Genomic DNA, 23,775 nt, shown 5'->3' with positions numbered 1-23,775 from the left:
GTAATCAGTAACTTCGCATGTACAATTTTCGGCAAGATTGAATGTACAGAAATTGGCAATATGCAATGTACATAAAAAGGGTTAAAGAAGAGTCTTCATATATTTGTAATTCACAAAAAATACAAACACTATGAAGACTCAGATACATGACCTTAGAAAGGTACGTATGTGGTACGAAGTTAAAGAACTTTCCAGTAATCCGGGCAATTCGGACAGTAAAATTGCAAAAAAGTTGGGTGTTGATCGCAGAACTGTTTCCAGGTACAAGAAGATGAGTGAAGAAGAGTTTCATGAGTTTTCAATGAAACAACGTGTATACGAACTTGTTCTGTCGCCATATTACCCGGACGTTCTTTCCTTATTGAGTATAGACAATGGTTTGCCGGCGGCAGTGATAGAAGACCGGCTGAAGGAGAAATACGCCGACTTGCCGAAGGTGAACAGCAAGACTGTATACAACTTTGTCCAGCACGTGCGGCGTCAGGAGAAGATCCCTGTACCGGAGAAGATCCGCCAGACGGAAGCCCTGGAAGAGTTTGCATATGGCAGCCAGGCGCAGGTTGACTTCGGTACAGCACAGATGCGACGTTTGGACGGCAGTAGGCGCAGGGTTTATTTTTTTTGCCCTTGTCCTGTCACGCAGTCGCTACAAATATGTGTTTTTCCAAACAACTCCCTTCACCGGGAAAACAGCCGTCCAGGCTCACGAGCAGGCCTTCAAGTATATAGAGGGTATCCCCGGGAAGCTTCTCTATGATCAGGACTCGGTGTTTCTGAAAAGTGAGAACCTTGGCGATTATCTCCTGGCTGATGATTTTCGTCGCTACAGGGATGAACGCGGTATCAGCGTTGAGTTCTGCCGCAAGGCCGATCCCCAGAGCAAAGGCCGGGTCGAGAACGTGGTAGGATACGTGAAAAACAACTTTCTTCGCGCGCGTACCTTTCACGATATAGATCGCCTCAACGAGGAAGCCCTGAGCTGGTTGGAGCGCAAGGCGAACGGCACCAAACATGCCACGACGAAGCGCCTGCCCCATGACGTGTGGTTGATTGAAAAGGAGCATCTCTCCTTTTTTTCGCCCCTCACCGGCAATCCCCCGGGATGAGATTCCCACCTACACGGTGAGAAAAGATAACACAATCAGTTACAAGGGGAACTTCTACAGGGTCCCATATGGCACCTATAACGGGAAGGGACCGGAGGTATTACTCAAGGTCAAGGATGGCACCCTTTCGCTTTCCAACCGGCAAGGCATCCTTCTGGCCGAGCACCCCGTCAGTCTTGAAAAAGGCAAGGTAATCGGCAGCACAACTTATCGACGGGATCGGAACTCCAGGCTCGAGGTCTTCAAGCAGGAAGTCCTATCGATCTGGAAGGGCAACAACACTTTGTACCTGTTCATAGAGGAGATACACAAGTATAAGCCCCGTTATCTGAGAGACAATCTGAAAATGATAAGGGAGGTGATGGGCGAATATGGTGAGGAGATCGTTGGCAGCGCACTTGATTACTGCCTCGACAATGGGCTCCACAACGCCCTTTACCTGAAAGAAGCCGCATCACATTACCGGGAGTTAAAACGCCGGGAGAAGAAGCCCTTGCCTGTTGTAAGCGTGTTGCATGACGGTGTTCAAACAAGTCAGTATGACACGGATGCATACATCCCCGAGAGAAGCAAGATAAACCGGTACGATCAAATCATGGAGCTATGAAGCAGATAGAAAACATGAAGCAATATGCCGGCATACTTCGTTTGGGATACCTGAGCAAAAACTTGCAGCCGATGCTTCACCAGGCGAGCATAGATACACCGGGATACGCGGACTTCCTGGAGAACATGCTTGTAAAAGAGCTGGAGCAGCGACAGCTGAATGATTACCGGCGCAGGACTAAACTGGCCCGTCTGCCACGTGCACACGAGCTTGACGAGTACGATTACAAGGCCTCGAGCAGCATCGGCATAAGGCAGATGACACAGCTCAGGGAGCTGCTCTGGGTCGATCAGCTATACAACCTGGTGCTGATGGGTCCAAGCGGTACGGGCAAAACATACCTGGCCGGGGGACTGGTCAATGATGCCATCAAGAAAGGTTATAGGGCCTATTTTACCACCATGGCTGACCTGATAGGCGTGCTCAACAGGAAAGAAATCATCTCATCGGCAATGAGCACCTACAAGCGATACACCAAGGCACACCTGATTGCCATAGATGACATCATGATGTTCCCGGTGCAAAAGAGTGAAGCGGTGGCTCTGTTCAATCTGATCAATCACCTGCATGAGCAGTGCTCGATCATCATCACCACTAACAAGTCACCCAGCCAGTGGGCGGAGACACTGGATGATGAAGTGTTAGCCACAGCCATCCTGGATCGACTGCTATATCGTTGCGAGGTGATCAGGTTCGAGGGAAACGGTTACCGTATGGACAACCGGAAAACTTTCCTTGAGAAAGAATAAAAAAACAGTTGAATACAATAAAAAAGAGATAGTTAATGTAATGTTAAACCTGTACATTGGATATTGCCAAAAGTTGTACACTCAACATTGCCATTTTTTGTACATTGTAAATTTGCTAATTACAAGCTGAAAATTCAGGCGATTTTTCGTAAATCTTTTGTCCGTCAACAATTGCCTTGCGAACAATCATTTTCTTGTCCTTCAGCACATCATCAACCAAAGTAACAATTGTATCATCGTCAAAACCTGATTTTTCTTTGAGTGTTTTAATGAGTTCTTGTTCTGTGAATGTTTCAGAAATCAAGAATGAGTTGCTTAAAATTTCATTTTGAATTGCCTCAACAAAGCCGTGTTCTTTGCTTGATACAACTACATCAAGGTTGTTGATTTTCCAAAATGTTTCTTGGTCGTCATTCAGATTTTTAAGTGTGTTCCGCTGTAAGTTTTGATTTACGCAAATGCGTAAACCTCTTCCAATCTGTTGCAATTTTGATATTTCGCTTCCCTGATTGGAAAGTTTGCAAATGGTGAACACGTTCGGATTGTCCCAACCTTCCTGCAATGCCCAAATGGAGAAAATGAAACGGGTAGGACTTTCAAACGAAAGCAATTTCTTTTTGTCTTTCAGAATTTCGTCAACTCCTGCTTTTACTTTTTCGTCTGCGTTTCCTTTGTCGCCTGAAAAATATCCTTTGTGAACTTGTAAAGTATTTTCGCTGTCAAAATCGTTTTGCAAGAATTTATAATAGTCGCTTGATTGGTCAAGTTTGCTTACAATTTCGGTGTATTGCTTTTTGTATTCTTCTTCAAAAAAGGTTTTGATTTTTGGATTGTCGCCACGAAATAAACTGGTGTCGGCTTCCATAAAAAACAAAGTGAGTGCTTTTACGCCTTGCTCAAACAAACCTTTTTCTTTCTCAAAATGAATTTTGATTGTTTCTTTAATCATTGCCCGCAATGATTCGTCCGACAAAGAATAATCAACTTTTTCAATGGTGTCGTCCGCTAAAACAATGGTGTCTTTGTTTATTTTCTTTATGCTTTTACCGTTGAAAACTGCCCCAACGCCTAATTCCCGTCTTGCAATAATTCCATTGGTTAAAGTGCTTACAAAGGCTTTATTAACTGTTCCAACTTTTTCAATGCCAATGAGTGTGTCTGTGTTCTCAACTACGTCTTGCGTATAAACCACAATTTTCTTTACCAAACTTTGTCGGAACGAAGAAATGCTGTCTAACACATACGCTACATTGGATAAAGGCAAACTATCTTTCTTTTTTGGGAATGTAGCACCAAAACGCAAAAAGTAATTTTCAAAACCTTCAAAATATGTTTTAAAAGCGTTTCCCTCAAAGCGGTGAGGTTCGTCCATTATCACGATTGGATTTAGTCGTTTCAAACATTCCAAATATGACTTTGGCGGTTCTTGATTGTTTACAAATAATTCAGGCGTGTTAATGTCTTTTTCTAATGGTCGGTTTAAGATATTGTCTTTGTGGCTGAATGAACTTGGTGTCATTACCAAAACCGATAAATGCGAAGTGCCAATAAATTGTCTAACGGCTGAAATATTTCCACCTTCGTAAACAAAGGTTTCAATTTCCTTTTCTTTTTCGTTGGCGTATAAGCTTTTAAAATAATCTTTGGTATCCTCTAGGTTTGTTTTTGTTCCCTCGCGAATAGGAACAGTAGGGATAAGAATGATAAATTTTTTGTAGCCAAAATTCTTACTCAGTTCAAAAATCGTTTTGATAAACGTGAACGTTTTCCCCGTTCCCGTTTCCATCATAATGTCAATATTTTTAGTGTCTTGAACCGGAAAGTTATATTTATTCTTTTTGTGGTGTGCTGTCAGCACCTCACCAAAATTCACTTTTTGGCGAAGGCTTTCAAAAAGACTGGTAATGTTTGTAACACAGTCCTCCTGATAGCTTTGTATTTCATATTGAAACTGTTTTGTTTCTGTTTTTGTCGTCATTTATTACTTCAATTTTCCAATTGTCAAAGTTAAAATTTAATATCGTTGTCTACCCGTTTTTCTCTTGAAATCCACTCGTATTGTGTCAGGGTGGTGGGTGGGCTTGGGTGCGTAGGCAAGAGCAAGCTCTTTTGCATTTTTGGGGTCGGCTTGTGCGTTGGCAAAAATGCAAATGTGCTTGCTGTGCGGTGGCTGTCCTTCAAAAATGGTTTTAAAAAATATGCGGTGGAAAAAAAATAAAAAACATTGGGTCGGCTTGAGTGTCGGCTCAAATGTCCTGTTGAAGTATGGTCTTTATGTTGTCTGTCACCTGTCAAAATGGTTTACTTTTTCTTCTCTGTTTAACGGTCATTTTCTGTTGTGTCGTGTCGTAATACGCTTGCAGCTAACGGTTACGTATATGAAACGTTTGGCATTTCGAAGCACTTATCTGTCAAGTTACAAGTACTTTTGATACGGGCTGAAACGCTCGATAACCCACTGACTGCCAAATGTTTTATATACGATGTTAGGCAAAGTTTTTTATTCAGTCACACATATAAAACTTAAATTTAAAGGTTCTTCTGTTTTCTCAATTATAAGTGAAGTCAAGTCTAATTCACTTGTATCCAAAGTATCAAAACATGTATAAATTTTGTCAGAATTCTCAAAATTGCTCTCGTAAGGATTGTTTCCTAATTCTTTCAGGAATTCATTAGAAAATCCTAAGTTTTTTAATAGAGTCTCTTTTGTTTCCATAATATTATTTTTTTACTCCATTGTTATCGTTACGCATAATACAATAATTCTCTGATATAAACACCTTTGTTAATGGTAAGTTTTCAAAAAGCCAATAATATAATGCCCACATTCTTCTCATTGCTTTATCTAATCCTGCAATATTCTCTGCGTGTGTAATTTTTAATTTACATACATCCCACGCAGCTTCTCTTGTTATTGCATGACCATGATTCTTCCACTTTCCATGGTCACAAAGCATTTTTGCAATCTCGGTAGCTCTTGCTTTTCTTTCTCCATCTGAAACTTGTGTTACACCATCTGAATGAACTGTCCAATTTTTAAATTTATAATTATACAAGTATTCTTCAACCATTTGTATAGAATAGTTACTTGCATTCATTGCATTCCCTATTTCCTTTGGGTCAATTCCATTTAATATTTGCAAATCAGTCCATGCTGGTTTCTGTCCTTTTTTTAAAAGTTCCTCACCTCGAACTTTTATTTCATCAATAAGAGTCAAAATTGATTGTGCTGGCACAAATTCACCATTTCTAGTTCTAACCTGCGGGTCAACGGGGCCAATTTGTGACTGATTAATCATTATAATTTCATCTCCAGATGTTATAAAGATAGTACCTGCACTCATTGATTTATTAAGCAATATAAATCCAACATTATCAAATCTTGGCCTAAGTTTATTAACAAACTTTGCAACTTGATGAGCAAAACCACCTGGAGTTACCAAAACAATATCAATGTCTTTAGCGTCTGGAGGTAACGATGCAATCATTTCGTTGAATGGCAAATCATCAGAATCATCTATTGATATTGAGGAACTTGTTGGTTTGACAACATTTGCAACATAGCAAACAACAGGTCTTTTTCTTATTGCTTTAATTTCTTGTATACTTTTCTGTAATTCTCCAATAACATTCAAGTTATGATATTGGTATTTCAATAGTCTTTCAAACTCTCTACCATCTACCATTTTATCAAGCATCGTCGATGAAATTGGTGGCATTTGGACAGGATGTGGTTGTGGTTTGTTCTGTGGAATCATGGGAATATGTCTCTTATTTGGTTTTTTGTTTTTACTCATCTTGCTTTGAATTATCTGTGTTATTAGGGTTTCTTAAATTTTGCCTAACGTGTTGTTTACGCAATAAATAAACAACTTTCGTAAATACTCGATTTATAACATTCGTATATCCCTTCATAATCGGGGATGTTTACGAAAGATATTAAAATTCGATTACAGCTGTGGAAACTTGCGTTACTCAACGGCATTAGTGTATTAGCGTGCATGAATTATTTGATATTCTACCACCAGGCTTTATTTTTCCTCATTGTCATGATTGGAAAAACCTGACTCTTAATTATTGATTAATCTATTTAAGTTAAAAAGTCAAAGTTAGCAAAATATTATCTTAAACAAACCAATTAGGATATTCTTTTTTCTTCAATAATTTAGTCAAAAAAAGACAATCAAAGTAACTTTACGAAATGAAGATATTAAGAGTTTTCATTTCAGAGAAAATTCAGGAAAAAGCTAAGGCTTAACAAAAAAACGTCCGACATTTAGTCCGACGTTTTCCTAATTAATTGATTATCAATAACTGTTGTACACCCGGCGAGATTCGAACTCGCATCGTCGGAACCGGAATCCGATATTCTATCCATTGAACTACGGGTGCAGAAATTACCTGAAAGAAATATTGTTCCAGTTCAGCGTGATTGTTTCACTTTTTATAAACGGCTTAACCTCTGCTAGTTGCTCATCAGAAAGGTATCCCTCCAGATCGAGTTTCAGTGTTAACGCGTTTGAGCCGTTTTCAAATTCAGCCGAAACGGGATAAATATCCGGCAAAGATAGTGCAAATTTATAATTTTCGGAATCTTTTTTTGATGAATCGAAAAAAGATGCTGCAGAAATATGCGATAAAAGCGTTTTTGCTTCCAATTCTTTCCAATCGGTAGAGTAAAACCGGATGTTGCTGTCGCATGCTTTTCCACAAACGGTTCTAATGACGCAAATAATCTGGGTGTCGTTGATCAGCGGTAATAGTTTCAGTTGCGTTGAGCCAATTCCGGAAGTTTTTATTTTTAAAAAATCCGGTGCATAAGCCAGTTTCTCTATTTCCCCAAGGGAGTAGGGGATGACCGTTTTTCCGGTATCCACCAGAAGCATGGTCCTGTTGCCGTCCGATAATCCCGGTAAGATGGAGTTGGGCATTGTTTTAAAAACATCGTCTATTTTCTGCGGAAATGCAGAGGCGGCGATAAAAATAAATAATACGGTAACTATTTTTTTCATTGGATGTTATTGAGTGAGAATACCTATTTGATCAATGGATACACCTGGTTTTCCACCTTCTGTCCCGATAATGGTTTCGAACCGGAAAAACCTTGCCTTCAGGTCATTATCGAACCTTACAAATTGTGGAATAGGATTGTTTTTGATGTTGCTGAACTCACCTTTTTTCAATCCGGTCCATGTCTTTCCATCGTCGCTCATGCTGAAAGCATAGTTGAAGACCGCTTCTTTTTCACTGATGGGTTTGTAGGTGAAGCCTTTAACGGAAACAACCTCGCCCATATCCACAATCAACGGGCTGTGGCTTTTGACGGTCCATTTTTCTTTGGACACGTCGCTCAGCTTCAATTCGCCGGATGTTTCTGAAATCTGAGGGGCGCGATAAGCACCTACGGCAAGGATATGAGCTTTTTCGCGGGTCTCGGTGACGGTTACCCGGATCCTGGAAGGAGCGCAATCATCAAATTTAAGCAATCGCTTGTATCCGATGGTAGTCCCTTCTGCCAGTTTTTTCCATTCATTGTGAATAAATCCTTCCACTTTAAACACCTCCACGCGTTGACCTTTTTTAATGTCTTCCTGCAACATCACGGTGTTGACGGTGTCGCCGGTTACGGTAAATTCCCTGAATTCTCCGTTGTTGGCGGTCCAGGCAGTGTTTCCGGTATTTATCCTGTTGTTTTCAAAAGTACTCCTGATGTATGCGCCAAATTCTTTCAGCCTAGCCACATCCGCTTCGTGCAGTAAGCCGCGTTTGTCGGGAGGAATATTCAGCAGGAGGACCGAATTCATCCCAACCGATTGATAATAGATATCGACCAGCTGCTGCAGCGTCTTCACCTGGTGGTCCTGCTCAGGATGATAAAACCATCCCGGACGAATGGAAACATCCACTTCCGAAGGGTACCAATAGAGTTTTTTAGCTTCGCCAATAAGGTTGCGGCTACCTAAATCCTTGGACATGGGGTTGATGTCCAGCCGGTTGTTTTCTGCGACAACGGCCTCGTTAATGTCCGGGTTCAGAGGGGTTACGCTCCACTCCGTTTCGCGTCCCAGCCCCGATTCATTTCCAACCCAACGGACATCGTTGCCCATAATGGCTTTCACTGCTTTGGGCTGAAGACTGTCTATCACCTGGTAAAAACGCGTCCAATCGTAAACCTGGCGTTTTCCGTTCGGGCCTTCGCCGTTAGCACCGTCGAACCAGACTTCGTGAACTTCACCATAATTGTTCAGTAATTCTTTCAACTGTTCCACAAACATCGCATTGTATCGTGGGGAATCACCGTAACTTTCGGCGTTTCTGTCCCACGGTGAGAGATAAACCCCGAACTTCATTCCGTACTTGTCACAGGCATTCTTTACTTCGCGGACAACATCGCCGTTCCCGTCTCTCCACAGCGATGACCGTACGGAGTGCCTGGTGGTTGCCGTGGGCCAGAGACAGAACCCGTCGTGATGTTTGGCCGTGAGAATAATCATCTTGAATCCGGCTTCCTGAAGGGAAACAACCCACTGTTCCGCGTTAAAATCTGTCGGGTTAAAAAGAACCGGATCTTCTTTTCCTTCACCCCATTCACGGCCAGTAAAAGTGTTCATCCCGAAGTGAATGAATGCTGTCAGTTCCAGCTGTTGCCACTCGTATTGCTGGTCGGTTGGAGTGAGGTGGGCCGCCAGTTTTATTTTCTGTTCGGGTGTAATATTTTCGGGGAAAGCCAGTTCTTTTACGAAGTACTTTTTGTCTTTAGAAACGCACGAGGAAAACACGGCGAAAATAAGTAAAGCGACAAAAACTGTTTTTTTCATATCTGTATAATCCGTTTTTTGAAATATCCACAAAGTTAAGCTGTTTTGAGAGAACTGCAAATAAAAAAGCCATCCCGCTCAGGATGGCTTCAGGTGATTTTTTCGAACTCCTTCTTACTTAACGGCAGCAGCGGCAGCTTCAACCAAAGTGTCGGCAGCAGCAGCGGCAGCGGCAGCAGCGATGCTGTCAGCTTTAGCTTGTTCTACAGCGGCGATGCTATCTAATCTAGCCACTTCAGCAAGGCTGTCTAATCTGGCTTTTTCAGCTTCAGCTTGTTTGTTTGTGCAAGAGGCAAATCCAAGGGTAGCTACCAAAGCTACAAATAATAATACTTTTTTCATTTTTTCAATAATTTTAAACGATCAATAATACTTGGTTTTAAAAAAACTGTGCAAAGTTATATTGTTTTTATGTTATATAACATGTTTATCGAAAAAAGTATAGTTAAATAATATTAAAAATCGTCGGTCGGTTTTGTTCAATGGTTATGAGGCTCCAGTCCTTTTTCCTGCGTGGCGTGAACAGTCCTTTCCAGATGCGGTTTTCACGTAACAGCAGGCTTTTTGGAAGCAACAGTTTCTCAGTTATATAAAAACCGTTTAATGCTTTTTTTCGGAGTTTTCTCAAACTCTTTTTCAACTATTATCAGAGAGCTGATCCTCTCGTAATTGGCCACCTGTTTGTTTAAAACACCTTTGTTATCATCCATGATCTGCGGCAGTTGACCGGCAGTAAGGCCGCTCGCTTCCAAGGCGGCAAAGTCGGGATAAACCAACGCCGCCAGTTTGTTTTCTCTTTCAACGACGAGGCTTTCTGCTACATACGGGAGGTTGTTTAACTTCGCCTCAATCTCTTCCGGATAGATGTTCTGTCCGCTTGGCCCGAGGATCATGGTTTTGATGCGCCCTTTAATAAAGAGCCTTCTGCCTCTCATAATGCCGGAATCGCCCGTTTTCAGCCATCCGTCTTTGGTGAATGCGGCTTTTGTGGCTTCCGGGTTTTTGTAGTAACCCTTCATCACATTTTCTCCACGAACCTGAATCTCTCCCGGTACATTTTCCGGATCGGGAGAATCAATTCTCGCTTCCATGATGCCCGCCAGAACAGAACCGCAGGAGGTGGGAACAAATTCATAGTGGTGGTCGTAAGAGATCAGTGGGGCACATTCTGTCATTCCGTAACCTACGGTAAAGGGAAATTTTATTTTGTAGAAAAACGCTTCAATATCCTTTCCCAAAGCTGCTCCGCCAATGATTACCTCCCTGAAATTTCCACCCAGGGAATCGATGAGCGATTTTCTTATTTTGCTGTAGATCATGTTGTTTATTCCCGGGATTTGGAGCAGTGTTTTCATGATGGGCTTGTCGACAATCGGAAGAATCCTCTTTTTGTATATTTTTTCGAAAATAAGTGGAACAGTAATAATGATGTTCGGCTTGATTTCCTGAAACGCCTTAATAAGATTTTGCGGCGAAGGAATAATATCAAGGAGCGTAACGTGAACACCTGTAGAAAGGGCATATAGAAAATCGAATGCGCACCCGTAAGCATGAGCCATTGGCAGGAACGCCAAATCCCTTTCACCTGGGAAAAGCAGCTCAAGGGTATGTGCATAGGTGATGTTCCCGGCAAAATTATTCGCAGTGAGCATGACCCCTTTGCTAAACCCGGTGGTTCCCGATGTGTAGTTCAGACAGATAACATCATCGTTGTCCACGTCAGCATAAACAACATCTTCCGGGTGAAACCCGGCGGGGTATTTTTTTGCAAAAAGAGCATCTATTTTGCCGGTAAGATTTCTTGTTTTTTTATTTTCGCTTTGAAGCAAGTTAAATGATGGAAGCGAAAAAACAGGAAGCTTAATATTGCCTTTGTCCAGGTTCTCCCAAATATTTTCGTTAATAAAGATACATTTCGATTCACTGTGAGCAATGATATGCTCCATGCTCTCGGGATTGAATTCGTGCAAAATAGGTACGATGACAGCTCCATAAGTGAAAGTAGCCAGAAAGATAACCGACCAGCTGGTGTGGTTCTTCCCGATCAACGCCACTTTATCCCCTTCTTCTATTCCAAGCTCTGTAAACAGGATATGTATCCGTGCAATTTTTTCAGCCAATTGGCCGTAGGATAAAGTCTCCTGGTCTTTGTAGTTGGACAGCGCAGGTAATTCCCAGTTCGTCTTAAAACTTTCTTCGTAAATCTTTATGAAGTTCTGTTGTATCATTATTTTTGCACAAATATTTAAGTTGTGTGCAAAAATAATACGAATTTATAGATTGACAAAGAAATACTACCGCTAAATTGAGGCAAATTTTGTATTTTTGCGGTTTGGAAACGAGGCTTTTTATATAAATATTCAATATTCGCGTGTGTTACGATAACAGATAAATCGTTTAAAGTTGTACATTGGCAATAAACACGAGCGAAACTTAAACATTTCTATTCATGATCGATCAAACTGTTTTTGAAAATAAAACGGCTGCATATTATACATTGGGTTGCAAACTGAATTTTGCGGAAACGTCTGCTATCGGCAAGCAATTGCTTCATGCCGGAGTATTGCGTGCCCGGAAAGGGCAGAAGGCTGATATTTGTGTCATAAATACCTGTTCCGTTACGGAACTGGCCGACAAGAAAGGGCGTCAGGCCATTCGGAGAATGATTCAAAGCCATCCCGGCGCATTTGTAGTGGTTACCGGTTGTTACGCCCAGCTCAAACCCGATGAAGTTGCCTCCATCGACGGTGTGGATTTGGTGTTGGGGTCGGAACAGAAGCTGGATGTTATCCGTTATCTGGATGATTTGAAGAAAAAAGACAAGGGAGAAGTTGTTACGTCTAAAACGCATAGAATCAGGACTTTTGTTCCCTCTTGCTCTGCCGACGACCGCACGCGGTATTTCCTGAAGGTACAGGACGGATGTGATTACTTCTGTTCATTTTGCACCATCCCTTACGCTAGGGGAAGGAGCCGCAACGGCTCCATTGCCGATCTGGTTAAACAGGCACAGGATGTGGTGGTACAGGGAGGAAAGGAGATCGTGCTTACCGGTGTTAATATCGGGGACTTCGGGCATACTACCGGCGAAACATTTTTCGATTTGATAAAAGCCTTGGATGAAGTGGAAGGCATCGAACGGTTTCGCATCTCATCCATCGAACCCAACCTGCTGACGGATGAGATCATCGATTTTGTGGCGGGCTCAAAACGGTTCGCACCCCATTTCCACACTCCGCTGCAAGCTGGCAGCGATGCCGTTTTGAAACTGATGAAGAGAAAATACGACACGGCATTGTTCCGTCGCAAGGTGGAAAGAATAAAATCTGCCATGCCGCACGCGTTCATCGGTGTGGATGTGATTGTGGGGCTTCGCGGTGAAACGGACGCGTATTTCGAGGAAGGCCGGGATTTTATTGAGTCGATCGACTTCTCACAGCTGCACGTCTTTACTTATTCCGAACGTTCCGGAACGCAGGCCCTGGAAATTGGGCACGTCGTAGACCCGCGCACCAAACACAACCGGAGCAAGGAACTGCACGACATCTCCGACCGTAAGTTGCGTAGTTTCTACGAATCACAAAAGGACGGTTTCAGAAAAGTGCTTTTCGAACACACGCGACACGGAAATAGGATGCACGGATTCACTGAGAATTACGTGAGGTTGTATGCGGATTATAACCCGTTGCTCGTAAATAAGATAACCGGTGTGAAAATAGGAGAGTATAACGAAGACGAAATGGCTATGGAGGCTGTTTTTGGAGAATAATTCGCAAAAGGATGACCGGGAAAAACAGAAAAGGAATCGGGTTTTACCCACTCTACGGCGCAACGTACCTTATGGCAATGCTTCCGTTCCGGGTATTGTATATCCTTTCCGATGTTCTCTATATAGTGGTGTATTATCTGGTCGGTTACCGGAGAAAGATTGTCCGAAAAAACCTTCTGCGTTCCTTTCCTCGAAAGAAAGAGGAAGAGATACTGCAGATCGAGAAGAAATTTTACCGACACCTGTGTGATTACTTTGTGGAAACTGTAAAAACCTTGCGTATCTCCGAAAAAGAAATTCGCAAGCGCATGGTTTTTAAGAACCCTGAGATTGTCAACCGGCTCACCAAAGACGGGAATACCTGCCTGTTAAGCTTGGGGCATTACGGAAATTGGGAGTGGGTGCCCTCAATAGCGTTGTATCTGTTGCCCGGAGTAGAGCCGGGACAGGTGTACAAGACCCTGAAGTCAAAAGCTTTTGATGAGCTTTTTCTGAAGATCCGCTCCCGGTTCAATCCTCTATCCATTGAGATGAAGACGGCCTACCGAACCATCATTCGCAAGAGAAATGAGGGTCAGGCGATGGTTATCGGATTTTTAACGGATCAACGGCCGCGAAAACACAACAACGAATACTGGGCTACATTTTTAAATCAGGATACGTTGTTGCAGACCGGTATGGAACGAATTGCCCGCCAACTAGGGTTGGCAGTGGTTTACCTCGACATCAAAAAGGTGGAACGAGGGCATTATGTGGGGAATTTTTCGGTAATCACGGCAGATGCAAGCGCCGAGGAAGAATTTACTGTAACGGAGAAATATACCCGGAAACTGGAAGAAACGATATTGAACGATCCGGCATATTATTTATGGTCGCATAATAAATGGTCCCGGTCGAAAAAGCAAGAAGCATGAAGACATCGGTAGTGATATTGAACTGGAACGGACGCAAATTACTGGAGCGGTTCCTGCCGGTGGTGTTGCAACACACGTTGGATCACCAAACCGAAGTGGTGGTTGCCGACAATGGCTCTTCCGACGATTCGGTTGATTTTCTAAACACCCGTTTCCCGCAGGTGCCACTCATTGTCCTCGATAAGAATTACGGCTTTGCGGAAGGGTATAACAAGGCATTGCGGCAGGTTGACGCGGAATACGTGGTATTGCTGAATTCCGACGTAGAAACTACCGAAAACTGGCTTTCAACCATGATCAGCTACCTGGATGAGCACCCCGGTGTCTCTGCCCTCCAACCCAAGATCCTGGCACAAAGAAACAAGACCGGGTTTGAATATGCCGGCGCTTGCGGCGGTTTTCTGGACAGGTTCGGTTATCCTTTTTGCCGGGGAAGGATCCTCGACAACGTGGAGCAGGATAGGGGCCAGTACGATACGGTAATCCCGGTGTTTTGGGCCACCGGAGCCTGCCTGTGTATCCGCCGGAAAGATTATTTCGAAGCAGGTGGCCTCGATGCGCGGTTTTTCGCGCACATGGAAGAGATCGATCTTTGCTGGCGGCTGAATGCGCGTGGAAAAAGAATCGAATGCCTGCCGCAATCGGTGGTTTATCATGTGGGTGCTGCATCGCTGGAGAAAGAGAACCCGAGAAAAACCTACCTTAATTTCCGGAACAACTTGTTGATGTTGTACAAGAATGCCCGCATAAGGAGCCTGCTTGTTGTTTTTACCGTCCGGTTGATTTTAGATGCGTTGGCTTTTTTGCATTTATTATCTATGGGAAAGTTCGACAATGCTAAATCGGTTATTGAAGCACACAGGGACTTCTTCAGGATGATGCCCGGTTTCCGGCACGATCGCCGCGAAAATTTAAAACGAAGATTGGTTACCGATATTCCTACAAAGTTCAAAGGCAGTATCTTGTGGAATTATTACGTGAAGAGAAAAAAAACGTATAGCGACTTACCACTCACTCCTGTCACTCAAAATTAAAACTCAGTACGATCATCCGTTGCGTGGCTCTGGCCAGTGAAAGCGGATATTTTATCAATTCCTTGTCGGTCAGGTCGGATCGGTCCTTTTCGAGCATGTCGTTCAGTCCGAAACAGAATTTGAGCTCGGGGCAAAGGTTGAAGTAAGGCAAATAAAAATCGCAACCTATACCGATTTCAACTCCGTAATCGTAGGGTTTCAGTAAGATTGGTTGATTTTTTCGCGAGGCCAGCTCGATACTGCCGTAGGTTCCCGCCACAAGGTAAGGTCGGTAATTGTTAATGCGGGTGGACACCAGTTTCACCTGCAGGGGCAGGGTAACATAATTGTTCCTTAAGCCTGTTTTAAACGTTTCGCCCGAAGCCTGTTCCTTAAATACAAGATTCTTGCTTCCCAGATGCAATGTGGGGATTGCCCGCAGGTTCATAAAACGGTTCAGGTACAAATCGGTAATGATTCCCACGCTAAATCCCGGTGAATAGGACGGGATTTCTGAAAACCATACCTCGCCGTTTTCATCCGTGTGTCCCGATTGTGTCAGCATCAGGTCTTGCGTATGCACCCCTATCGTAAATCCCAGGTGAAAGATCTTATGGTCGGCGTATGGCCGGTTCTGCAGTTTCTGTTGTTGCCCGTATGTTGGGTCAGACAAGGCCGAAAGCACAATAACCAGAAGGAATATCTTTCTCATTACAATTTAAACGATTTTAAAGCAAGGTTATTATAAACGGAATGAAAAAAATCTCCCCGGGATTGTATCTTATTTAGAAATCGTAAAAATAGCACCTCGTTAGTAACGATAAAGATATAGATAATCAGCTAGATAGCTTGTTTTTCTGATTTGAACCATAAAAAGAACAAATATTTGTCCCAAACTAAGTGCAAAACAAAGTTTCTTGTTTTTAAAAAACTATGTATCTTTGTGCAGAGTTTTATGGAAATAAAATAATCACACAACATTAACTAACAAATTATTTATTATGGCTTACGTAATTAATGAAGATTGTATTGCTTGTGGAACCTGTATAGATGAATGCCCGGTTGAGGCAATCTCTGAAGGTGATATCTACGTGATTGATCCCGATGTTTGTACCGATTGCGGTACTTGTGCAGAAGTTTGCCCTACAGAAGCAATTCATCCGGCTTAACATATACCGGAAAAGAGGTAAAAAGGCTGATCGGAATACTCCGGCCGGCCTTTCTTTTTTTTGTGAAACGGCAACAAAAAAAGCACCACCTTTTCGGGTAGCGCTTTTTGCGTATGTGTTAATAAACGATTATCCGTTTACTTTTGCCATATGTGCAACCAGGTCGAGTACTTTGTTTGAGTAACCCCACTCGTTGTCATACCAGCTGATTACTTTAACGAAAGTCGGGCTTAGTTGGATACCTGCTTTTTCGTCAAAGATTGACGTGCGTGCATCACCGATAAAATCGGAAGAAACCACGTCGTCACTAGTGTAACCGAGGATGCCTTTTAATTCACCTTCTGAAGCTTCTTTCATAGCAGCGCAGATTTCTGCGTAAGATGTTTCTTTTGCCAGACGTACAGTCAGGTCAACTACAGAAACGTTCAGGGTAGGAACGCGCATGCTCATACCGGTCAGTTTTCCGTTCAGTTCGGGAATAACTTTTCCTACTGCTTTGGCTGCTCCTGTGGAAGATGGGATGATATTGCCCGATGCTGCGCGGCCGCCTCTCCAGTCTTTAGCGGATGGGCCGTCAACAGTCTTTTGAGTGGCTGTTGTAGAGTGAACGGTAGTCATCAAACCTTCGAGAACGCCGAATTTGTCGTTCAGTACTTTAGTGATAGGAGCCAGACAGTTGGTCGTACATGAAGCGTTTGACACAAACTGCTCACCTTTGGTGTAGGTGTTTTCGTTAACGCCACATACATACATGCGTGTGTCGTCTTTAGAAGGAGCCGACATAACCACATATTTTGCACCTGCATCAATATGGCCCTGAGCTTTGTCTTTAGAAAGGAATAAACCGGTAGATTCAACAACGTAATCCGCACCAACTTCTCCCCATTTCAAATCAGCCGGGTTTTTTTCAGCTGTTACGCGGATGGTTTTTCCGTTTACCACCAAATGGCCGTCTTTCACATCAATCGTTCCGGTGAACTGGCCGTGAATAGTATCGTATTTCAACATATATGCGATGTAATTTACATCAAGCAAATCGTTGATTCCTACCACCTGAATGTCATCTCTTGTTTGAGCTGCCCGGAAAACCAAACGTCCGATACGTCCGAATCCGTTGATACCTACTTTAATCATAATTTTTTGAATTTTTATTTGTTAAGAATGTTCCTAAATACTATCTTTCTAATCAAGTTGCAAAAATACGAAATGTTTTTATTTTAACGAAATTATTTGTATCAAAAAACTGTAATTTTTTGATTTTGAGACCGTCGAAATAAACTGATGCGTTACTTCCGGTGAGTAACCGTTGCTTGTAGTCAAGAAGCCTGATTACCGCGTTAACAGAAAAAGTGAGAAGGCTGCCGTTACCACCCATAATGTAACGCCCAACAGAAAACACCGGGTTCCCGACTGTTTGATTTGATGGAGGGTGATGTTGGAACCGATGAGAAACAGTGCGACAACCATTGCCCTTCTTCCCAGCCAGCTGAAATGGGCATAGCTGGACTCAAAAGCAGGAAAAATGTTAGCAAAGAATATGGCTGCCGCAAAGAGCAGGATAAACCAGGGGAATTTGATTGAACGCTTGTCGCCGTTTTTGCTGAAAAAAGCCAGCACGATGGAGAGCGGGATAATCCATAAGGCACGTATCAGTTTCACCGTAGTGGCCACCTGCAGTGCCTTCTCTCCGTAGATGGCTCCTGCTCCCACTACCGAGCTGGTATCGTGTATGGCGATGGCTGCCCAGTTGCCAAAAACTTCCTGGCTCAACCCGAGCCGTTGCCCGATAAGGGGAAAGAGCAGCAGGGCTACGGCGTTCAGAACAAACACCACGATCAGGGCAAACGAATTTTGATAATTCTCACTTTTGATGATGGGTGCCACAGCCGCAATGGCACTTCCTCCGCAAATTGCCGTCCCCGCGGCAATCAGCAGTGTTGTGTTTTTTTCAACCCTCAAGAGCCTGCCAAGGACAATCCCGCCGGTCATCACCAGGGATACTGAGATGAGCGTCTGTACGAAGCCACTTTTTGACGCAGTGATCACTTCTTCCAGTCCCATCCCGAAGCCCAGGAGAACAATCGATACCTGTAGAACCCTTGAGGTATACCGGTGAATGGAATCGTGCCTGATTCCCAAAAAAGAAAAAACAATGCCTATGCAGAGTGCAACCGCCGGTGAAACAAAAGGTAGAAAACAAAAACAGATAACCACCCAATAAAGCCAACTTTTATTATTCATTCCGATACTTTAAGGCGACAAAAGTAGTATCGTTGTATAATATAAGCAAATGCTTTATTCTTATAATGTATAACTATATGTTATAATTAAGGAGGAAATTTTCAAACAGTTCAACCTGGCGGCTTTTATGTCCCAGCTTGTAGGCTATGCGGAATTGGCGAGGAATGGAAAATCCGGAAACCTTTAATTTTACAAGGGTTTTCAGTTGCAGTTCGCCGGAGACCGCTTTTTCCGATACAATAGCCACGCCATCGAAATCGAGCAGGAAATTTTTTATGGATTCCGTGCTGCCCAGGTGGATGGGTGTATGGAAGTGTTCACTATCTATCCCGTGCCGGGAAAAGGCCTCTTTTATGACTTCCAGTGTGCCGGAACCCTGTTCCCTTAACACCATCGGGAGTCGCGACAGCTCGTCTTGGGTGATGGTTTCCCGTTTAGCATAAACACTTCCGGAGCCGGTGACCACGATCAGTTCATCGTCGAGAAACTTTTTATACCGGATATCCGATTGGGATGAGGTGTTTTCTACAAGCGCTATGTCCACGCTGTTCTCCATCAACTGTTTCTCCATTTCAAACGAATTTCCGTTCATTAAATGGATTTTAATCGTTGGATACCGCTTATGAAACGATGCGATCACTTTGGGTATCACATATTGTGCGATGGTCGAGCTCGCACCTATTCTGAACTCGCCGGCAACGGTGTTTTGCAGTTCCCCTACCTCAAAATCGAGCTCACGGTACTGCCGGTCGATCAGCTTAAACGTGTGGTATACTTTCTCTCCTGCCCGCGTCAGGTAAATCTTGTTGCCTTTACGTTCGAAAAGGTTGGTGTGATACCTCTCTTCCAACTCTTTGATGTGCCTTGTTACCGCAGGCTGACTGATGTTTAGCTCATCGGCTGCTTTCGAGAAACTGAGGTTTTCTACCACTGAAATAAAAACGGTGTCCCTGTAATCCATTCGTTCCATTCTGTTATTCCAACGCTTCCTGCAATCAGAATTTTAAACCGTGTAAAATTACAATTTTAAACGAACATACGGAAACGGCTTTTTTTAGTCATAGAAAAGACTGGTGACACTGATGATGTGAAACAAAGTCTCCATAAATGTCATCACTAATAAGTACACCCGGTGAATTCTTGCCCGATCCTATAGCTTTCATTAACCCATCATGTCGGTTTGTCGGTAGAGAGCTTATTTTTTTATGCATCTCTTCGTAAATTGTTTTACCTGTTCCGCCAGGCTGTATACGACGGGTAGCACGATCAACGAGAGCAGCATCGAGCTGGTCATGCCACCGATGATGACCCATCCCATGCCGCTTTTCCACTCGCTGCCCGTGCCATGCGACAGGGCGATGGGCAACATCCCCACCACAGTGGAAAGGGCTGTCATGGCGATCGGACGGAACCGGAGCCTGACAGCCAGCGTCAAGGCTGCATGGATATCCTTTCCCTCACCGCGCAGCTGGTTGGTGAAATCCACCACCAAGATGGCATTCTTCAATACCAGCCCTACCAGCATGATGATACCCAGCAGGCTGAACAGGCTGAGTGCCTGTCCCGTCAACGCCAGCGCCAGCAGGGCGCCGATGATGGAGAACGGTATGGAAAACAACACGACAAAAGGATGCAGATAGCTCTGATACAGGGCAACCATGATCAGGTATGCCAGCACGATCGCTATCAGTAACGCCTCACCCAGTGAGCCAAACGCCTCTGCCTGGTATTTGAGTTCACCCTCGGGGAGCCAGGTGACCCTGTCGGGTAGTTCCGTTTCCTCGAGAAGACGGAAAATGTCATTGCCCACTTCACCTACCGTCCGGCCCAGCACCTGCGATTCGAGTACGACGGAGGATATACGTCCATAGCGTTCTCTTTTCGATGTCCCCGCTTCTTCCGTGACCGTGGCAAACTGCCGCAGTTTGACTGCCTGACCGGTTTGACTGATAAAAGTCAGGTTTTCCACATCGCTCACTGACCGGCGGTTGAAGGCATCCAGACGCACATTGATAGCATATTCGAAATCACCGCTCCTGAACTTATGATCACTGTTGCCGCTGAAAGAGGTATAAAGTGTGGAACCTACCACGGAGGGGGTGAGTCCGAGATGCGCCATTTTCTCCTTGTCCGTCCTGATCACCACTTCGGGATGACCGCTCTCTACCGTCAGCCTGACATTGCTCGTGCCGGGGATCCCCGCTATCTGTCTTTTCATCTTTTCAGCAAAAGCCAGCAGCGTATCGGTGTCAGCCGACTGAAAGACCACCTGCAGCGGTGCATCGTCTACGCTGCCTACGAGGTTCATCACTGCCGATTCTACCTTCACGTCGGTGAAAGTCTCATTCAGTTCTCGTTCGAGCCTTTTTACAAATAAATTGGAGGAGATATCTCTCTTTGTTTTCTCTACCAGCTTGATATTGATCTCCGACTGATCATCGCCGCTCTGGACCGCCATAAATCCCGACCCACCTCCAACGGTAGAATAGATGGCGGTTACCTCCGGCTTACGGCTGATAAATTCTTCTATTTTTCTTGTCATCAGGTTGTTCTGTGCGAGGGTGTAGTTTTTCGGATACTCCACCCTGACGATACATTCACCCGTATCGCCTATGTTCAGGAATTCACTGCCGATAAACCCTCCTGACAACAACAGGAGGGATCCGATGAACAGGGTGGTTGCCAGAGCCATGGTTGTCCATTGATGCCGTAACGACCATTGCAACAGCGATTGAATAGCGTCGGACAATTGTGTGAGCACCCATTCGAAACCACGGATCAGGGTACCCCACCATCCTTTCCCGTCGAAGGATGCAAGTTTCGAAAAACGGGAGGTCAGCAGGGGTACAACAGTAAATGCCACCAGCAGACTGATCAGGACCGACAGGGTGATCACGATGGCAAAAGGGGCGATGATGGGTGAGATAACGCTGTCGGACATTGCGACCGGGAGGAAGACGACAACCAGTACCAGGGTGATGGAGACTACACTCAGGCCTATTTCGCGTATACCGTCCACCGTTGCCTGCATCCGGTTTTTGCCCATCTCCAGGTGTCGGTAAATGTTCTCAAGCACCACGATGGCATCGTCTACCAGCGTCCCGATCACCAGCGAGAGTGCCAGCAGTGTCATCAGGTTGAGGGAATAGCCGAAAAGGCTGATCCCCACAAAAGTGGAGACAATGGAGAGAGGTACGGCCACCATCACAATCACCGCATTGCGGGCACTATGCAGGAAGAAAAACATGATTACCGTCACCAGGATCACTGCCATCAACAAATCGAGACTCACCGAATCGGCCGCATCAATGATCATCTGTGACCCGTCATGAGGTACGGTGAACTGCATCTGCGACGAAGTATAGCTTTTTTCAATGGATGCGATCTCCTCTTTGATCGCATTACAGACCGCAACGGTGTTGGCCCCCTCCTGTTTGGTTATCTCAATCCCTACCGCCGGCTTCCCGTTCACGCGGTAAAGCGAAGCGGCATCCTTCTCCGTGTCGATGATTTCTGCGAGGTCCTCCAGCTTCACCAGTGATCCGTCGGGATGACGGGTGATGATAAGCGCTGCCATATCGGTGATATGCATGAAGGTGGAGGATAAGCGCAGCATGGTCTGGGTGTGATCATTGGAGATCCTGCCCACAGGATAATCGTGGTTGGACAACTGTATGGTATTGACCACCTGTAACACCGACAGGTTGTGGGCAGCCAGCTTGTCGTGATCAATATTGACCTGAATCTCCCGCTCCGTAGCTCCCAGAAAGTTCACCTCTGCTACCCCTTCTATCCTGGCAAAAGCCGGACTGATCCGATAGTTCAGCTCATCGTACAATGCCGTAGGCGACAAGTTGGCTTGCACACTCAACGTCATCACCGGTAACTCGTTTACCGAGAACTTCCTGATGACCGGATCCATTGCCTGTGGCGGCAACAGACCGCGGATAGCCTGGATTCTGCGTACGGCCTCATTGACAATAGGATCTATCCTGGCATCAATCTTCAGCGTGACAATGACCATGGAGGCTCCTTCCAGAGAAACGGACCGGATCACATCGATGTTGTTCAGGCCGGAGAGCGCTTCTTCGATCTGCCTGGAGACACTGTTTTCCACTTCCAGAGGACCTGCACCCGGGTAAACCGTCGTCACCGTGAAGACAGGAGAACTGAAATCGGGTATCAGCTCATATTTCAGCGACCGATAGCTCATGATACCCAGAAACGTGAGCATGGCAAAGACGACCACCACCAGGGTAGGGCGCCTGACCGATAATTCTGATAGGTTCATTTTCTTGTTTTTTTGGCGTTGATGATGCTCACCTTACTGCCCTCTTCCAGGTTGATCTGTCCGGAAACAACAATCCTGTCTGTTTCTCGGATCCCTGCTATGACGATGACCTCGTTTTCATTCAACGGTAGGGCGTTAACCCGCCGCTGCATCACTGTATCGCCGCTGACAATAAAAATTTTTCCTTCCTTGATGCTGCCATAAATACATTTGCGGGGAATCACGAGGGCCTCGTCCTCTGAGTCATACCTGAATGAGCCCCTGCCACTCATCCCCGCCAGTAGCCTGCCGTCGGTATTACGCAGCAACACCTCCGTTGCATATCGTCCCGCCAGGTCGGGAGTTTTGCTGATGCCCCGCACGATACCCGTGAAGACTTCCCCGGGCATAGCGTCAATAGAAATACGTGTTTCCTGGCCGGAGTGAAGCTTCATCACCTCCTGTTCGGGAATATGCATGAGGAAGATCAGCTGTTCCTGTTCCGACAGGGTAAACAGCGGTAGGGAGGGTATCAGGAAGGATCCTTTTTCGATCATCCGTTTTGAAATCACCCCGCTGACGGTCGCCCGGATCGTGGTGTTTTCCAGCTGTTTCTTCGCTACCGTAAATTGAGTCAATGCATCCTGGTACTTCAGCCTGGCCGCTTCCAGTTGCTGTGGGGTCACCGCCTCACCACCAGCCAGGTTGTTGTAGCGTGACAGGTCTTTTTCTGCATTTTCCAGATTCATCTTCGCCAGCCGCGACAGACTTTCGGAGACCTCCTTTTCCACCGTTACCAGGGTCTGGCCCCGTCGTACCCGTTCGCCAATATTTCCATGGACAGACAAAACCTTTCCCGATGTTTCGGAGAGAATGGTCACTTCAGCACCCGATTGTAGCACACCATTACCGACATATGTTCGTGATACCGCCTGCAACAAGGGGGAGATAACTTCAACCGGCACAACCGGATTGAACTGTTGGAAGGCGGCCAGTTCATCGTTCATTTTTTTTCTGTTGGCAACAAGGATGATTGCCGTGATGATTAACGCGAAAATCATTGTTGTGACTGTTGCGATTGATTTTAGTGTTTTCATATGATTCAGTTGTTTTTTTATC

General features: G+C 44.7%; 20 protein-coding genes and 1 tRNA gene. 7 read left to right on the top strand and 14 right to left on the bottom strand.

Annotated features, from left to right (window positions below; translation table 11 throughout):
• The first annotated feature begins 560 nt into the window (after positions 1-560).
• The 3 genes from KCV26_16265 to istB are packed head-to-tail and all read left to right on the top strand — an operon-like array spanning position 561 to position 2,462.
• On the top strand, positions 561-1,106 hold the full coding sequence (locus KCV26_16265; GenBank protein WZX36813.1) for a transposase: 546 nt from the start codon (positions 561-563) through the stop codon (positions 1,104-1,106).
• Between the two features lie 16 nt (positions 1,107-1,122).
• Complete coding sequence (locus KCV26_16260; GenBank protein WZX36812.1) at positions 1,123-1,713, top strand: hypothetical protein; 591 nt, start codon at positions 1,123-1,125, stop codon at positions 1,711-1,713.
• The gene (gene istB, locus KCV26_16255) at positions 1,710-2,462 is read left to right on the top strand and encodes an IS21-like element helper ATPase IstB (GenBank protein ID WZX36811.1); all 753 of its coding nucleotides are present in this window, start codon (positions 1,710-1,712) and stop codon (positions 2,460-2,462) included. Before KCV26_16260 ends, istB begins: the two co-directional genes overlap by 4 nt.
• Positions 2,463-2,577: 115 nt before the next feature.
• Here the strand turns inward: istB and KCV26_16250 are convergent, their stop codons facing one another.
• The 8 genes from KCV26_16250 to KCV26_16215 form a co-directional block, all read right to left on the bottom strand.
• Positions 2,578-4,440: a DEAD/DEAH box helicase family protein gene (locus tag KCV26_16250; GenBank protein WZX36810.1), complete on the bottom strand. Its 1,863-nt coding sequence runs from the start codon at positions 4,438-4,440 to the stop codon at positions 2,578-2,580.
• A gap of 522 nt (positions 4,441-4,962) precedes the next feature.
• A complete protein-coding gene (locus tag KCV26_16245; GenBank protein ID WZX36809.1) occupies positions 4,963-5,178 on the bottom strand; it encodes a hypothetical protein in 216 nt (71 codons plus the stop codon).
• Between the two features lie 4 nt (positions 5,179-5,182).
• The gene (locus KCV26_16240) at positions 5,183-6,259 is read right to left on the bottom strand and encodes a hypothetical protein (protein ID WZX36808.1); all 1,077 of its coding nucleotides are present in this window, start codon (positions 6,257-6,259) and stop codon (positions 5,183-5,185) included.
• Between the two features lie 523 nt (positions 6,260-6,782).
• Positions 6,783-6,854 (bottom strand) — tRNA-Arg (locus tag KCV26_16235).
• 5 nt (positions 6,855-6,859) lie between these two features.
• The gene (locus KCV26_16230; GenBank protein WZX36807.1) at positions 6,860-7,474 is read right to left on the bottom strand and encodes a DUF3256 family protein; all 615 of its coding nucleotides are present in this window, start codon (positions 7,472-7,474) and stop codon (positions 6,860-6,862) included.
• Positions 7,475-7,480: 6 nt separating this feature from the next.
• Positions 7,481-9,280, bottom strand: coding sequence for an alpha-L-fucosidase (locus KCV26_16225; GenBank protein ID WZX36806.1), 1,800 nt, complete (start codon positions 9,278-9,280; stop codon positions 7,481-7,483).
• Between the two features lie 114 nt (positions 9,281-9,394).
• Positions 9,395-9,622, bottom strand: coding sequence for a hypothetical protein (locus KCV26_16220; GenBank protein ID WZX36805.1), 228 nt, complete (start codon positions 9,620-9,622; stop codon positions 9,395-9,397).
• 239 nt (positions 9,623-9,861) lie between these two features.
• Entirely contained in the window at positions 9,862-11,508 is a 1,647-nt protein-coding gene (locus tag KCV26_16215; protein WZX36804.1) for an AMP-binding protein, read from the bottom strand.
• Positions 11,509-11,729: 221 nt separating this feature from the next.
• Here KCV26_16215 and mtaB point away from each other — a divergent pair, with 221 nt between their 5' ends.
• The 3 genes from mtaB to KCV26_16200 are packed head-to-tail and all read left to right on the top strand — an operon-like array spanning position 11,730 to position 14,997.
• A complete protein-coding gene (mtaB, locus tag KCV26_16210; GenBank protein WZX36803.1) occupies positions 11,730-13,049 on the top strand; it encodes a tRNA (N(6)-L-threonylcarbamoyladenosine(37)-C(2))-methylthiotransferase MtaB in 1,320 nt (439 codons plus the stop codon).
• An 11-nt stretch (positions 13,050-13,060) separates the two neighbouring features.
• The gene (locus KCV26_16205; GenBank protein WZX36802.1) at positions 13,061-13,963 is read left to right on the top strand and encodes a lysophospholipid acyltransferase family protein; all 903 of its coding nucleotides are present in this window, start codon (positions 13,061-13,063) and stop codon (positions 13,961-13,963) included.
• Positions 13,960-14,997 carry a glycosyltransferase family 2 protein gene (locus tag KCV26_16200; GenBank protein ID WZX36801.1) on the top strand — a complete coding sequence of 346 codons (1,038 nt, stop codon included), beginning with the start codon at positions 13,960-13,962 and terminating at the stop codon, positions 14,995-14,997. Before KCV26_16205 ends, KCV26_16200 begins: the two co-directional genes overlap by 4 nt.
• Here the strand turns inward: KCV26_16200 and KCV26_16195 are convergent.
• Positions 14,984-15,688 (bottom strand): PorT family protein, encoded by a 705-nt coding sequence (locus tag KCV26_16195; GenBank protein ID WZX36800.1) that lies wholly within the window; start codon positions 15,686-15,688, stop codon positions 14,984-14,986. The genes KCV26_16200 and KCV26_16195 overlap by 14 nt on opposite strands.
• A 289-nt stretch (positions 15,689-15,977) precedes the next feature.
• On the opposite strand from KCV26_16195, the gene KCV26_16190 reads away from it, so the two are divergent.
• Positions 15,978-16,145, top strand: a complete 168-nt coding sequence (locus tag KCV26_16190; GenBank protein ID WZX36799.1) for a 4Fe-4S binding protein — start codon at positions 15,978-15,980, stop codon at positions 16,143-16,145.
• A 129-nt stretch (positions 16,146-16,274) separates the two neighbouring features.
• Here KCV26_16190 and gap read toward each other — a convergent pair whose 3' ends face one another.
• From gap to KCV26_16165, 5 genes are all read right to left on the bottom strand, one after another.
• Positions 16,275-17,279, bottom strand: coding sequence for a type I glyceraldehyde-3-phosphate dehydrogenase (gap, locus tag KCV26_16185; protein WZX36798.1), 1,005 nt, complete (start codon positions 17,277-17,279; stop codon positions 16,275-16,277).
• A 195-nt stretch (positions 17,280-17,474) separates the two neighbouring features.
• Positions 17,475-18,386, bottom strand: coding sequence for a putative sulfate exporter family transporter (locus KCV26_16180; protein WZX36797.1), 912 nt, complete (start codon positions 18,384-18,386; stop codon positions 17,475-17,477).
• 73 nt (positions 18,387-18,459) lie between these two features.
• On the bottom strand, positions 18,460-19,356 hold the full coding sequence (locus KCV26_16175; protein ID WZX36796.1) for a LysR family transcriptional regulator: 897 nt from the start codon (positions 19,354-19,356) through the stop codon (positions 18,460-18,462).
• Positions 19,357-19,581: 225 nt separating this feature from the next.
• Complete coding sequence (locus KCV26_16170; GenBank protein WZX36795.1) at positions 19,582-22,677, bottom strand: efflux RND transporter permease subunit; 3,096 nt, start codon at positions 22,675-22,677, stop codon at positions 19,582-19,584.
• Positions 22,674-23,753: an efflux RND transporter periplasmic adaptor subunit gene (locus KCV26_16165; protein WZX36794.1), complete on the bottom strand. Its 1,080-nt coding sequence runs from the start codon at positions 23,751-23,753 to the stop codon at positions 22,674-22,676. Before KCV26_16165 ends, KCV26_16170 begins: the two co-directional genes overlap by 4 nt.
• Positions 23,754-23,775: the final 22 nt, after the last annotated feature.

It is taken from the genome of Petrimonas sulfuriphila, from assembly GCA_038561985.1.
GTDB classification, from domain to species: domain Bacteria; phylum Bacteroidota; class Bacteroidia; order Bacteroidales; family Dysgonomonadaceae; genus Petrimonas; species Petrimonas sulfuriphila.
Note: the sequence above shows the minus strand (reverse complement) of the source record. Positions and strands in the feature narration are given on the sequence as shown.